12 protein-coding genes are annotated in these 13,341 nt (G+C 70.8%); 3 read left to right on the top strand and 9 right to left on the bottom strand.

Annotation, left to right across the window (positions count from 1 at the left end; genetic code table 11):
• The first annotated feature begins 98 nt into the window (after positions 1-98).
• The 3 genes from KOL93_RS08600 (at position 99) to KOL93_RS08590 (ending at position 3,311) form a co-directional block, all read left to right on the top strand.
• Positions 99-740, top strand: a complete 642-nt coding sequence (locus tag KOL93_RS08600; RefSeq protein WP_221584925.1) for a TetR/AcrR family transcriptional regulator — start codon at positions 99-101, stop codon at positions 738-740.
• The gene (locus KOL93_RS08595; RefSeq protein WP_221584924.1) at positions 737-1,312 is read left to right on the top strand and encodes a P-loop NTPase family protein; all 576 of its coding nucleotides are present in this window, start codon (positions 737-739) and stop codon (positions 1,310-1,312) included. The genes KOL93_RS08600 and KOL93_RS08595 overlap by 4 nt, the downstream gene beginning before the upstream one ends.
• 106 nt (positions 1,313-1,418) lie before the next feature.
• Positions 1,419-3,311 (top strand): YhgE/Pip domain-containing protein, encoded by a 1,893-nt coding sequence (locus KOL93_RS08590; protein WP_221584923.1) that lies wholly within the window; start codon positions 1,419-1,421, stop codon positions 3,309-3,311.
• 113 nt (positions 3,312-3,424) lie between these two features.
• Here KOL93_RS08590 and KOL93_RS08585 read toward each other — a convergent pair whose 3' ends face one another.
• The 9 genes from KOL93_RS08585 to KOL93_RS08545 are packed head-to-tail and all read right to left on the bottom strand — an operon-like array spanning position 3,425 to position 13,212.
• Complete coding sequence (locus KOL93_RS08585; RefSeq protein WP_221584922.1) at positions 3,425-4,507, bottom strand: aminopeptidase; 1,083 nt, start codon at positions 4,505-4,507, stop codon at positions 3,425-3,427.
• Complete coding sequence (locus KOL93_RS16355; protein WP_221584921.1) at positions 4,504-6,018, bottom strand: FGGY-family carbohydrate kinase; 1,515 nt, start codon at positions 6,016-6,018, stop codon at positions 4,504-4,506. Before KOL93_RS16355 ends, KOL93_RS08585 begins: the two co-directional genes overlap by 4 nt.
• Positions 6,015-6,830, bottom strand: a complete 816-nt coding sequence (locus KOL93_RS08575) for a BtpA/SgcQ family protein (RefSeq protein WP_221584920.1) — start codon at positions 6,828-6,830, stop codon at positions 6,015-6,017. The genes KOL93_RS16355 and KOL93_RS08575 overlap by 4 nt, the downstream gene beginning before the upstream one ends.
• 16 nt (positions 6,831-6,846) lie before the next feature.
• Positions 6,847-7,464 (bottom strand): DAK2 domain-containing protein, encoded by a 618-nt coding sequence (locus KOL93_RS08570; protein WP_221584919.1) that lies wholly within the window; start codon positions 7,462-7,464, stop codon positions 6,847-6,849.
• Between the two features lie 6 nt (positions 7,465-7,470).
• Positions 7,471-8,472: a dihydroxyacetone kinase subunit DhaK gene (locus KOL93_RS08565; RefSeq protein WP_221584918.1), complete on the bottom strand. Its 1,002-nt coding sequence runs from the start codon at positions 8,470-8,472 to the stop codon at positions 7,471-7,473.
• The gene (locus KOL93_RS08560) at positions 8,469-9,542 is read right to left on the bottom strand and encodes an ABC transporter permease (RefSeq protein ID WP_308291584.1); all 1,074 of its coding nucleotides are present in this window, start codon (positions 9,540-9,542) and stop codon (positions 8,469-8,471) included. The genes KOL93_RS08565 and KOL93_RS08560 overlap by 4 nt, the downstream gene beginning before the upstream one ends.
• A complete protein-coding gene (locus KOL93_RS08555; protein ID WP_221584917.1) occupies positions 9,539-10,597 on the bottom strand; it encodes an ABC transporter permease in 1,059 nt (352 codons plus the stop codon). Before KOL93_RS08555 ends, KOL93_RS08560 begins: the two co-directional genes overlap by 4 nt.
• Positions 10,594-12,108, bottom strand: coding sequence for a sugar ABC transporter ATP-binding protein (locus KOL93_RS08550; RefSeq protein WP_221584916.1), 1,515 nt, complete (start codon positions 12,106-12,108; stop codon positions 10,594-10,596). The genes KOL93_RS08555 and KOL93_RS08550 overlap by 4 nt, the downstream gene beginning before the upstream one ends.
• 57 nt (positions 12,109-12,165) lie before the next feature.
• Positions 12,166-13,212, bottom strand: coding sequence for an autoinducer 2 ABC transporter substrate-binding protein (locus tag KOL93_RS08545; RefSeq protein WP_221584915.1), 1,047 nt, complete (start codon positions 13,210-13,212; stop codon positions 12,166-12,168).
• Positions 13,213-13,341 lie beyond the last annotated feature (129 nt).

Genomic DNA, 13,341 nt, shown 5'->3' with positions numbered 1-13,341 from the left:
CCTGCGTCAAGGGTTCACACAGGGTTAATAGTGCGGCTCCGCGCCCCGCGCAGATCGCACTCAGCCTAATTTGCACATTGGTGTGTAAGTTATCCCACATGACCGCCCCCCGACGCCGCGACGCCGTCGCCAATCGCCAGGCGCTCCTCGACGCTGCGGGGCGCGTGCTGCGCCACACGCCGCAGGCCTCGATCGACGCGATCGCGGCCGAGGCCGGGCTCACGCGCCGCGCGGTCTACGGCCACTTCTCCTCTCGCGACGACCTGATGCGCGAGCTCCTCGCCCGCGGCGCCGCGCAGATCGCGAGCGCCGTCGCGGATGTGCGGCACGACGATCCGTCCGTGCACGTCGTGCTGCTCGGATCCGCCGTGTGGCGCGCCATCGCGCACGTCAAGCTCGTCGCGCAGACGCTCGTCACGGGTCCGCTCGAGCGCGAGGTCGGCGCGGCGCTCGCACCGATCCGCCGCTCACTGCGCGACGCGGTCTCCCGCGGGTGCGCCGAGGGCGACTTCCGGCAGGATGCCGCGGCCGACGTGATCGCGCGCCTCATCGAGGACTCCGCGCTCGCCGTGCTCGACGTCGCCGTCGCGCGCGAGATCCCCGACGACGAGGCACAGCGCCTCGTGAGCGCGACCGCGCTCGGCGTCGCCGGCCTGTCCTGGCGCGAGGCGCAGGAGGCGATCTCACGGGCGAGCGCGCGCGACGACGCGCCCTCCGGTCCGAGCGGAGCCCCCGCGTGAGGATCTCCGCCCACGGCATCGCGAAGGGGCCGCTCACCTCGACGAGCCTCGAGGCCGCGTCCGGCGAGGTGACGCTCGTCCCCGTCGAGGGCGGGCAGCGCCCGACCCTGCTCGCCCTCATCCTCGCCGGCCGAATGACGCCGGCGGCGGGCGAGGTCCTGCTCGACGGCGCGGCCGATCCGCGCCTCCTGCGCCGCCGCGTCGCCGTCGTCGACGCGCCCGACACGAGCGCGCCGGTCGACGACCTCGCGCTCGCGTCCGTCGTGACGGAGGAGTTCGTCTTCTCCGGCCTCCGCGGCGCGCGACGCGCGACGCGGCGCCTCCTCGCCGACGAAGGGCTGAGCGACCTCGCCGGGACGCCGATCGGCGACATCCCCGCGGCCGCGCGGATCCGCGTGCTCATGCGCACGGCCGCCGTCCCACCCGAGGTCGACGCGCTCGTCCTCACCGCCCCCGACCGCCACGGCGGCGACACGAGCGCCTGGCTCGACGCCGCGCACACCTGGGCCGCGCGCCGGTACGCCGTCATCGTCCTCGCCTCCGCCGGCTCGATCGCCGCTGCCCGCGCATGACTCGTCGCCAGGATCGGAGATCTCCCTCGGATCGGAGGAATCTCGCGATCTCCTCCGATTGTGGGGATATCTCCGATTCTGGTGACGCACTCGCATTGGAGTTTTCGTGAAGTTCCCCACGCTCGTCCGCACCGAACTGCGCCGGCTGACGTCGTCGCCGATGTCGATTCTGGCGCTCGTCGCGCTCATGCTCGTGCCGGTGCTCTACTCGGGCCTGTACCTGTGGGGGAACGACGACCCCTACGGCAACCTCGACAGCGTGCCGGCCGCGCTCGTCGTGGAGGACGAGGGGGCGACGCAGGACGGCGACGACGTCAACTACGGCGAGCAGGTGCGCGACGACCTCGTCGACGACGGCACACTCGACTGGCACGACACCGACGCCGACGCGGCCGCAGCCGGGCTGCAGTCGGGCGAGTACGACTTCATCGTCACGTTCGGCACCGACTTCTCGCGCTCGCTCACGTCGATCGCCGAGGACGACCCGACGAAGGCCGTCGTCGAGGTCACCACGAACGACGCGAACAGCTACCTGGCGGGCACGATCGCCGACACCGTGACCGACACCGTGCGCGACAACCTCACGCAGGAGGTCGGCGAGCAGGCCGCACGCACCCTGCTCGACAGCCTCGCGACGATCCGCACCGGCCTGTCCGACGCGGCGGACGGATCCGCGCAGCTCGCCGACGGATCCGCGACTGCCGAAGACGGCGCCGATACGCTCGCCGAGGGCGCCGCGGCGGCGGCCACGGGGTCCGATGACCTCGTCACGGGGTTGAACACGCTGAACTCATCCGCGGCCGCGCTGCCCGACCAGGTCGCGCAGCTCGACGACGGCGCGCGCCAGGTGGCCGACGGCAACGCGCAGCTCGACGACCAGGTCGCGCCGGCGGCGCAGCGGATCGACGAGGCGGTCGGCGCCCTCCCCTCCGAGCAGGACGTCCGCGACCGCCTGTCCGGCGCCGGCCTCTCCGATGATCAGATCGACCTCGTCGTCGGCATCGTGAGCCCCGCGCACGCCGACATCGAGAACGCGAACGGCGAGGTGCAGAACGCCGCGGCCGCCGTGCACCAGCTGGCCGACGGATCCGCGCAGGTCGCCGATGGCACCCAGCAGCTCGCCGACGGCATGCCCGCGCTCGCTGACGGGATCGCGAGCGCCGCGACCGGCGCCGCCGACCTCTCGGGCGGCGTGCACCAGCTGGCAGGCGGATCCGACGAGCTCGCGTCGGGCCTGGGCGACCTCACGAGCGGATCGCGGGAGCTCGCCGACAGCCTCGACGAGGCGGTCACCGAGATCCCCGACCAGTCGGAGGACGAGCGCGCGACCGCCGCGGCGATGATGTCGGATCCCATCGCCGTCGACGAGGCGGCGACCTCCGCCGCGTCGTCATACGGCGCAGGGATGGCGCCGTTCTTCATCAGCCTCGCCGCGTGGATCGGGATCTACGCGCTGTTCCTGATCGTCAAGCCGTACTCGCAGCGCGCCGTCACCGCACTGCGGCGTCCCCTCGCGATCACGCTCGGAGCCTGGGCGACGCCCGCGATCCTCGGCGTCGTGCAGATGGTGGCCGTGTTCCTCATCGTCGCGTTCGCGCTCGGCTACTCGGTCGCGCAGCCCGCGGCGATGGTCGGGTTCATGGCGCTCACCTCGGTGACGTTCGCCGCGATCATCCTCACCCTCAACGTGCTGCTCGGCAGCGTCGGCCAGTTCCTCGGGCTCGTGCTCATGGTGCTGCAGCTCGTCACCGCCGGCGGCACGTTCCCGCACCAGACGCTCCCCACTCCCCTGCGGGCCCTGCACGAGGTGCTGCCCATGAGCCACTCGGTCGACGGGATCCGCCAGCTCATGTACGGCGGAGACATGTCACGCGCCTGGGCCGACGCCGGCTTCCTCGTGGTCTGGCTCGTGATCGCGCTCGGGGCCGCCTGCCTCGCCCTCACCCGCATGACCCGCACCCGCACCCTGCGCGACCTCAGGCCGTCGCTGATCGGGTAGGCGGCGCGTTACGGTGACGCCCGTGACCCTTCCCCGCGCCGCGAAGGGTCGCGGGCGTCACTCGAGCCGTGCCGCGCGCCCGTGGCGCGCGCTCCGGTGACGCTCCCGACCCTTCACGGGAGAAGGAGAGGCTCGAGGACCTTCCCGTCGCGGATCAGCTCGCGCCCGTCGACCATGAGCGACGCTCCGGGCTCGCGCAGGTCCTTCACGATGTCCCAGTGCAGCGACGAGCGATTCACGCCGCCGCACTCGGGGTACGCGCGGCCGAGCGCGATGTGCACCGTGCCGAGGATCTTCTCGTCGATCAGCAGGTCGCCCGTCATCGACTGCATGCGCGGGTTCGTGCCGACGCCGAGCTCGCCGACGCGGCGCGCGCCCGCGTCGGTGTCGAGCAGCCTGCGGGCGAACTCTCCGCCGCGCGCAGCCTGCACGTCGGTGGCCTCGCCATCCCGGAACTCGAGGCGCAGGTCCTCGACGGCGGCCCCCGCGAACCAGAACGTGCCGGGGAACGCGATGTGCCCGTCGACCCGATCGTCGACGGGAGCCGTCGCGATCTCGCCGTCGGGCAGGTTCGCCTCGCCCGCGAAGCTCACCCACGTGCGCCCTGCGGTGCCGAGGCGCAGATCGGTGTCGCGACTCATGATCCGCACCTCGCGAGCGGTCCCGAGCTCCCCGCACAGCGCGTCCCAGTCGCGACGCAGGCGCGGCCAGTCCGCGAGCGTGCCCGCGAAGAACTCATCGAGCAGCGTCTCGTAGGGCAGCCCGATGAGCGATGCCCACTCCGGCGTCGGGACCCGCACGAGCGCCCAGCTGGTCTGCTGCCATCGCGCCGTCGAGATCGCGCCCTTCGCCCCGCGCTGCGTCGCGAGCCTGGCCTCGTCGACCGGATCCGCGGCCGGCGCGACCATGCCGCGATACGACACGTGCACGTCGGCCCACTCCATCGACCACAGCTCGAGCGGTGCGGGAGTTGCGAGCACGTCGGCGCTGGCCGCGGCGACGGCGGCGCGGTCGAAGCGCTCGTCGGAGTCCACGACCTGCGGGAGACCCCCGCGCCGGTACACCTCCTCGACGAGGGCGAGCACCCCCGGTGTCGTCGAGGAGTCGGTGCGGAAGACCCCGACCTTCGTTCCGTTCGCGACGCCGTGCGCATCGCAGAGCTGGCGGGCGAGCTCCGCCCATCGAGGATCCGTCATCGGCGGGTGCTCCTTGCGTGGTCGATCGGGGCCAGCGCCTCGTACAGGCGCCGGTGGTCATCATGGTCGGCGCGCAGCGTGCGCACCGCGGGGGCGTCGTCGCCCCCCGGTTCGACGGTGCCGCGCAGGCGCACCCAGGCGGCGACCTCGGCGGGCGAGGAGAGCACGCCCGACGCCAGCGCGGCGAGCGCGGCGTCCCCGAGAGCCGCCCCGTCGGTGTCGGCGATCTGCAGCGGGGCGCCGATGATGTCGCTCACGGTCTGCAGGAGGATCGCGTTCTTCGTGCCGCCTCCGATCGCGACGAGCCGCTCGGGTGGGATCCCCGCCGCGTCGTAGGCGCCGAGCGCGCGGGCGATGGAGTGGGCGACGCCCTCGATGAGCGCGCGGGCGATGTCGGCGCGCGACGTGGCGAGACCGAGGCCGCTGAACGCGCCCCGCGCATCGGGGTCGTGCACGGGCGTGCGCTCGCCACTGAGGTGCGGCAGCATCAGCACTCCTCCGGCTCCGGGCGGCGACTGCCCGGCGAGGGCGACGAGCTCGCCGAAGACGGCGTCGTCGTCCCGTGCGTCGAGGCCGAGGAGGTCGCAGATCCACCGCGTCGCCGTGCCCGCCGTCGCCGTGCCCGCCGCCGCGACGTGCATTCCCTCGAAGACGAACGGGGCCGACCAGAGCACGCGCTGAGCGAGCGGCGCGTCCGTCACGCGGATCATGAACGAGCTCGATCCGCACATGAGCATCGTGTCGCCCGGAGAGACCACGGACGCGGCGATCGCCTCGGCAGGCGCGTCCGCCGTCCCCGCGATGACGGGTGTCCCGCGAGGGATCCCCGTCTCGGCGGACGCCGCCGACGTGACGGACCCGACGATCTCTCCCGCCCACGCGATCCGCGGCAGCTGCTCGCCGCGCACGACGTCGGAGAGCCCGTCGACGTTCCATCGCCCGCCGGCGAGGTCGTACAGCGGGTGGAAGTAGCCCGCCGTCGCATGATCGATCACCACCTCGCCGGTCAGACGCGCGACGACGTAGCTCTGGCTCGTGACGTACCAGCGCGTCCGCTCCGCGACCTCGGGCTCGTTCTGCCGGATCCAGAGGATCTTCGGGCCCGCGGACTGACTCGACAGCGTGTTCCCGCTCCGGCGGAGGATCTCGTCCTCGCCCAGTCGTGCCGTCAGCTCATCGACCTGCTCGTGCGCGCGCGTATCGGCGCCGTAGAGGATCCCGGCCCGCAGGGGGCGGAGCTCCTCGTCGATCGGAAGCACGCACGGCCCGATCGCACTGCAGCCCATCGCGACGACGCGATCGCCGTCCCCCACGCTCCGCATCAGCTCGCGCGAGCATCCGACCACGTCGTGCCACCACACGCCGTCGGCATCGTGCTCGATCCAGCCGGGACGCGGCGTCTGGATGTCGTGCCGGATCCGCGCCCTCGCGCGCACGGATCCGCTCGCGTCGACCAGCACGCCCTTCGTCTCGAACGTGCCGACGTCGATCCCGATGAGGAGGTCTGTCACGCAGGCACTCCCGCACGCGCCTCGCGGGCCGCACCCATGAGCGCGGCGACGCGGGAGGGATCCACGGAGTTCTCGAACCGCCCGTCCTGCTTGAAGAACGTGCCGACGATCGCCGCATCGGCGTAGGCGAACTGCGTCGCGATGTTGTCGGCATTGACACCCGTGTTGACGATGACGGGGGTGTCGCCCGCGTTGTCCTTCACGATCTTGAGCACGCTCGTGTCCGTCGCGGCGCCGGCGGTCAGACCGGAGACGCACAGCCCGTCAGGACGGCAGTTGAAGACCGTCGAACGGGCGATGTCGCCGATGTCGCGGCCGCCGAGATACGACGCCGCCTCCGGGACGATGTTGTAGAGCAGGCGCACGTCGTCCCCTCCCACCGCCTGACGGTGGCGCGCCGTCGCTCCGACGTTCGTGTCCCACGTGCCGAAATCCGACGCGTACACACCCGTGAAGATCTCGCGGACGAACTGCGCCCCCGTCGCGACCGCGAGGTCGATCGACGCGACCGCGTCCCACAGCACGTTCACGCCGAAGGGCACGGTGATCTCGTCGCGCAGCTCGCCGATCACGCGCGCCATCGTCATCGCCGTGATCGGCTCGGTCTTCGTCAGGTACGGGAGGCTGAACTCGTTCGAGATGAGGATCCCGTCGACTCCCCCCGCCTGCAGCCCGTCGATCTCGCGGCGCGCGTAGTCGACGATGCCCCCGACACCCGCGCCGTCATAGTGCGGGTCTCCGGGAAGCGCCGGCAGGTGGCACATCGCGATGACCGGCTTGCGGACCTCGAATACCTCGTGGATCCAGTTCACAGCTCTTCTCCTCTTCTCACGCGTTCGCGCGCTTCCATGACTCCAGGAACCGCCACATGGCGGTCGCACCCGGATCCTGCAGACCGATGCTCCGTTCCTGCAGCCACGACGCACGACCGCGCTGGGACTGCATGTCACGGGTGTCGACGACGCCCTTCTCGGCGGCGGCGATCGCCGCGTCCAGGGCCGCACCCGCGCCTCCGGGCGCGTTCTCGAGCGCAGACGCCGCGGGAGCGAGCGCGTCGAGGATCGTCTTGTCGCCCACGGCCGACTTCCCGCGCTTCCCGATGTTCTCGGCCGCCGCGCGAGCGAACGCCCCTGCGAGCGCGACGGTGATGTCGTCGGCGTCGTCCCACACGCGGGATCCCGCCAGCAGCCCTCCGGCGACCAGCGCCGCCATCGTGGACGGGTTGGCGTTCGCGAACGCCCGCGCGCACGTGCGGATCACCTCGGTCGGCGTCGCCTCCTCCGGCAGCTCCGCGAGCGCCGCGACGACGGCGTCGGCGCCGAGCGAGACCGTGATGCCGAGGTCGCCGTCGCCGAGCGCCTGGTCGAGGTCGCGCAGCTCGTCGGCGTGCGTCTTCAGCTCTGTGAGCGCGGCGGCCAGCGCCGTCGCCAGTTGGTTCGCGTGCATTCCGAATCAGGCCTCCAGGAAGAACGGGGATCGTGCGGGCGCGTTCAGGAGCGCGAGGCGGTCGTCGTCGAGTGCCAGGAAGGAGACCGACGCCCCGGCCATCTCGAGGCTCGTCGCATATTCGCCGACGTACGTCCGCTCGATGCGGAGTCCGCGCTCGACGGCGATCTGGTGGACGCGGCGAGAGATCACGTACAGCTCCTCGAGCGGCGTCGCACCGAGACCGTTGACGAGCACCGCGATGCGATCGCCCGATGTGAGCCCGAGGTCCGCGATGATGGGGCCGACGAGATGCTCCGCGACCTCGTCGGCCGTCTCGAGCGGTCCCCGATGGATCCCCGGCTCCCCGTGGATCCCGATGCCGATCTCCATCTCGCCGTCCTGGAGGTCGAAGCTCGGCTGCCCGGTTGCCGGGAAGATCATCGGCGACAGCCCGATGCCCATCGTCGCCGTGTGCTCGACGATGTCCTCCGCGACCGCGGCGACCGTCTCGAGATCGTCGCCGCGCTCGGCTGCCGCCCCCGCCCCCTTGTAGGCGAAGAAGATCCCCGCGACCCCACGCCGATCATGCCGGCGCTCCTTCGGCTGGCTCGCGACGTCGTCGCGCCCCAGCACGGTGCGCACCTCGATCCCCTCGAGGTCGGCCATATCGGCGGCGAGCCCGAAGTTCAGCACGTCCCCGCCGTAGTTGCCGTAGAGGTGGAGCACGCCGGCGCCGCCGTCGACGGCCTGGGTCGCGGCGAAGCACTGGTCGCCGGACGGTGAGGAGAAGACGTTGCCGATCGCGACGCCCGAGCACAGCCCCTCGCCGACGTAGCCCTTGAAGAGCGGCAGATGCCCGGATCCGCCGCCCGTCACGATGCCGACGCGGCCGGCGACCGGCGCATCGGCCCGGACGAGGATCCGCGGATCGTCGCCGGGGGTCTTCACGAGGTCGGGATGCGCGAGCGTGATGCCCTCGATCATCTCGTCAACGAAGCGCTGGGGGTCGTTGATGATCTTCTTCATGCCGGAACGCCTTCCTTCTGGGGTGGTCTCGTGCGCGTCCGTCGCCGGCGGAATCGCACCTGGTCGAGGATCATGACGGCGAGGAGGATGACGCCCTGCGCGATCGCGTACTCGTACGACGACAGGCGCACGGCCGTGAATCCGCTCTGCACGATCTGGAGGGTGACGGTGGCGAGCACGACGCCCGCCACGGTCGCGAAGCCGCCCGCCGGGTTCGTCCCGCCGAGGACGGCGATCACGATCACGAGCAGCACGTACGAGGATCCGTAGTCGGCGCTCGCCGTGGGGTTGCGCGACAGGAACAGCACTCCCGCGATCCCGCCCAGGGTTCCCGTGAGGAGGTAGGTGCTCATCAGCACGGGGGCGCGTCTGATTCCGCTGTACTTCGCCGCCTGCTCGTTCGCACCGAGCAGCTGCACGCGCCGCCCGAGAGGCGTGCGCGACACGATGATCGCGATCACCACGGCGACCCCGAGGAACAGGAGGAAGATGACCGGGATGCCCGCGATCGCGCTGATCCCGAGCGTCGTCAGCGAGGCCGGCGACCCGTAGAGCGTGCTGCCGCCCGTCCAGACCACGGCGAGCCCGTTGAAGATCTGCATCGTCGCGAGCGTCGCGAGGATCGGCGTGATGCCGACGACGCTGATCAGGATCCCGTTGACGAGGCCCGCGGCCGCGCCGACGGCGACGCCGAGGAGGACCATCGCGCCGCCGAGCGACTCGGCCATCGCGACGTCCGTCGCCGCGACCGCCGTGAAGACGGTGCTGATGGTGATCGCCGAGAGATTCGCGATCGAGACGAGCGAGAGATCGATTCCCCCGGTGAGCATCGCGAGCATCATTGCGATCGCGAGGACCCCGACCTCGGGAGACGCCAGGGCGATGTTCTGCAGGTTGAGCGGATTGAGGAAGACCTGGGGGCTGAGGATGGTGAAGATCGCGAACGCCGCGACGAGGAGGACCACCATCCGGCCCGTGCTGCGCTGCACGTGGATCCGCGCCAGCGTGCGCGCCCACCACGAGTCCACCTGCCCATTCGCCTCGGTCAGAATCGTGCGCGTATCGGTCACGAGGCCACCTCCTTCGCGTCGATGTCGATCGCCTCGTCATTCGCCTTCACGCGCTTCGCCTGACGCCGGGCCGAGATCGCCTGCACTCCGACGCCGATGACGAGCAGGAGCCCGACCGCTGTGCGCTGCCAGGCCGTCGGCACGCCGAGCAGCAGGAGGCTGTTGTTGATGAGCTGCACGAGGAAGACGCCGAGCACCGTGCCGAGCACCGACCCGCGACCGCCGAAGATCGATGCGCCGCCCAGCACCACGGCGGCGATGATGTCGAGCTCGTCGCCGACGAGCACCTGCGGATCCGCGTTCCTGTTGAGGATCACGTAGAAGATGCCGCCCGTTGCGGCCAGCATCCCCGCGAGCATGTAGAGCATCACCTGGTACCGCATGACGGGGATCCCCGCCCGACGCGCGGACTCGGCGTCGCCGCCGATCGCATAGACGCCGCGACCGAACATCGTGCGCGTCAGGAGCGCCCACATGCCGACGGCCAGCAGGGCTGCGGGGATCACGAGCACGTGGAGGTACGCCTTCGCGCTCTCGATCGAGATGATGTACGCCGTCGAGAGGGAGGCGAGGCTGTCCGGGATCTCGGCGATGTACCTCGAGCCCACGTACGCGAGCAGCACGCCCTTGAAGATCCCCTGCGTTCCGAGCGTCACGATCAGGGTCGGCAATCGGAAGCGTGCGATCACGATGCCGTTCACCGCCCCGAGCGCCGCGCCGATCACGATCGCCAGCAGCATGATGACGATGAGCCCCGGGTCGAGGCTGCCCTGCGTGAGCAGGAACACCGTCGTGTAGCCCGCGAAGACGGCGATCGCCGCGAAGGACACGTCGATTCCGCCCGAGATGATGATCAGCAGGACCGCGAGCGCGAAGATCAGGGGAACGATCACGCTGCGCAGGATCGAGAACAGCGTGCGCACGTCGAAGAAGGCCGGGCTGAGAATCGCCATCACGACGACGAGCACGATGATGATGAGGGCGAGCACGCCCTCCCCGTTCGGCCCGCGCAGCGTCTGGAGGAGACCGCCGGATCCCGTTCGTCGAGCGCTCATGCGGCCATCGCCTCCTGGATCCGATCGGCGTCCACGCCGTCGCCGGCGACCTCCTGGACGATGCGCCCGCCGCGCACGACGAGCACGCGGTGGCAGACGGCGACGAGCTCCGGCACGTCGTCCGACACGACGATCACCCCCATGCCCTCCGCCGCCTCCTGCCGCAGGATGTCGAGGATCTCGCCCTTCGAGCCGACGTCGACGCCGACGGTCGGACCGTTCAGCATGAGGATCCGCGGCCGGCTCGCCAGCCACTTCGCGAGGACGACACGCTGCGCGTTGCCGCCCGACAGCGACCGCACGGGCGCCTGGACGCTCGGAGCCTTGATCCGGAGCCGCACGAACAGCGCACCGATCGTCTCGCTGATCCGCGCGCGGTCGAGGAAGATCCCCCATCGCTTCATCCGGCCGAGCGACGACGCGATGATGTTGTCGGCGATCGGCTTCTCGAGGAACAGGCCCTGCGTCAGGCGGTCCTCCGGCACGTAGCCGATCCCGGCGCGGATGGCGTCGCGGATCGAGCGGATCGCCGTGTCCGCTCCCGCGACGCGGATCCGTCCTCGGTCGGCGGAGATGACGCCGAAGATCGATTCGACGATCTCGCTGCGCCCCGATCCCAGCAGCCCCGTGATCCCGAGGATCTCCCCCGCCCGCAGGCCGAAGGACACGTCCTGGAAGGCCCCCTCGACGCCGAGGCCCTCGACGTCGAGGAGCGCGGATCCGTCGCCGCCGATCGCGGACACGCGCCGAGACTCGTCGAGCTCCTTCCCCGTCATGTCGTGGATGAGGCGGTGACGGTCGAAGGCGTCGGACGCCTCCGATGCGACAGCGCGTCCGTTCCGGAGAACCGTGATGCGCTGCGACAGCGCGAACATCTCCTCGAGCTTGTGGCTCACGATCACGACCGCGACGCCCCGGTCCTGCAGCCGCCGGACGATCGCGAACAGCCGCTCGACCTCCGAATGGGTGAGCGCCGTCGTGGGCTCGTCCATGAAGATCACGCGCGCCTCGTTGACGAGCGCGCGGCAGATGGCGGTGAGCTGCCGGTCGGCGACCGAGAGCTTCTCGACATCGGCGTCGAGGTCCAGGTCGAGGCCGAGCTCCGCGACGATCTGCTCGGCGAGCGGCCGCGATGCACGTGCCGAGAACACGCGCTGCCGCCGGGCGACGGCGCGCGTGAGGACGATGTTCTCGCCGACCGTGAGGTTCGGGAACAGCGAGAAGTCCTGGTAGATCACCTGAACGCCGGCGTGGATCGCGCGCGCCGGCGACATGCGCGTGTGGCGCTCACCCGCGATGACGAGCTCGCCCGCGTCCGGCGCCTCTGCGCCGGAGATGATCTTGATGAGCGTCGACTTCCCGCTCCCGTTCTCGCCCGCGAGGCTGTGCACCTCGCCCGCGCGCAGCACGAGCGAGACGTCGTCGAGAGCTCGCACGCCTCCGTAGGTCTTCGTGATGCGGCGCGCCTCGAGCACGATCTCTCCGCGCGCCGTCTCCGGTGTCTCGGCCATGGTTCCGCCCAGGGGTCGGGGCGGCGGGCGCCTCATCGCGCCCGCCGCCGGAAGGGATCAGAAGTCGTAGTCGTCGATCGTGGACTCGTCGAGGACGACGGCCGCGTCGCCGACGAAGACGTTGTCGAAGCCGTCGAGCTTCGAGAGCGATTCATAGCCCTCGATGCCGAGGTCCGTTCCCTCCGCGATCTCCTCGCCCTCCGCGAGGAGCTGGGCGATCTTCAGCTGCGCCTTCCCGGCGGCGGCCGGATCCCAGAAGAAGATCTTGTCGATGGATCCGTCCATCACGTACTCCCGAGCGACCGACGGGATGCTCGTGCCCATGACGCACACCTCGTCGGTCAGGCCGGCCTCCTCGACGGCGCGTGCGGCGCCCGCGACGTCGGTTCCTGCGGATCCCTGGATGCCCGTGAGATCAGGGTGCTTCGCGAGCAACTCCTTCGTGCGCTGGTACGCGACGTTCTCGTCCTCCTTCGACTCGACCGGGTCCTCGACGCGCTCCATGTCGGGGTATTCGGCGAGCTGCAGATCCTGCGCCCCCTGCACCCAGTCCATGTGCGTCTTCGCCGTGAGTCCGCCGACGAACGAGATGTACTGCCCCTCCTCGTCCATGCACTCGGCGAGGTTCTCCATGATCAGCTCTCCGTAGGAGATGTTGTCGAACGCCTCGATGTCGACGTCGACGTTCTCGATGCCCGCCGCCTCGTGCGCGACCGTGATGATGCCCTGCGCCTGTGCCTGTCCGAGCACGGACGAGAGCGCCTCCGGCGAGTTCGGCACCACGGTGATGGCCGTCGGCGCCTGCGGGATGAGGTCCTGGATGATCTGAACCTGCTTCTCCGGGCTCGCGTCGTCCGCCCCCTCCTGCCGGGCGTCGACGCCCGATTCCTCGGCGAACTCCTGCACGCCGATCTCCATGCGGTCGAACCACCCGACCCCCTGCACTTTGACGACGGTGACCATCGTCATGTCCTCGGGCGCGAGGGCTTCCCCGCCGTCGGGGTCGCCGCCCTGCGCGCCGCCTCCGCCGACGGTGCTGCAGCCGGCAAGGAGGCCGACCGCGCCGAGTGCGACTCCCAGCCGCACGATGCTGTTCCGCTTCATGAACACTCCTTTGTGCTGGCCCGTGACGGGCGAATCGGCGGTGACAGCTCGCGTCCACGGGCCGTCTCGGTGCCGCCTGGCGGGGACACTAGCGCAGTAAACGCGCATCAAACAAGCCCTTTTCGCGCA

The organism is Microbacterium salitolerans (assembly GCF_019720895.1).
Lineage (GTDB): Bacteria > Actinomycetota > Actinomycetes > Actinomycetales > Microbacteriaceae > Microbacterium.
This window is presented reverse-complemented; position numbering and strand designations above follow the sequence as displayed.

What these genes read in the sequence shown, in the direction of transcription:
- KOL93_RS08570 (WP_221584919.1), bottom strand. Translation starts at nt 7,464, where the DNA reads ATGCACGCGAACCAACTGGCGACGGCGCTGGCCGCCGCGCTCACAGAG.
- KOL93_RS08555 (WP_221584917.1), bottom strand. Translation starts at nt 10,597, where the DNA reads ATGAGCGCTCGACGAACGGGATCCGGCGGTCTCCTCCAGACGCTGCGC.
- KOL93_RS08585 (WP_221584922.1), bottom strand. Translation starts at nt 4,507, where the DNA reads ATGACGGATCCTCGATGGGCGGAGCTCGCCCGCCAGCTCTGCGATGCG.
- KOL93_RS08545 (WP_221584915.1), bottom strand. Translation starts at nt 13,212, where the DNA reads ATGAAGCGGAACAGCATCGTGCGGCTGGGAGTCGCACTCGGCGCGGTC.
- KOL93_RS08565 (WP_221584918.1), bottom strand. Translation starts at nt 8,472, where the DNA reads ATGAAGAAGATCATCAACGACCCCCAGCGCTTCGTTGACGAGATGATC.
- KOL93_RS08550 (WP_221584916.1), bottom strand. Translation starts at nt 12,108, where the DNA reads ATGGCCGAGACACCGGAGACGGCGCGCGGAGAGATCGTGCTCGAGGCG.
- KOL93_RS08600 (WP_221584925.1), top strand. Translation starts at nt 99, where the DNA reads ATGACCGCCCCCCGACGCCGCGACGCCGTCGCCAATCGCCAGGCGCTC.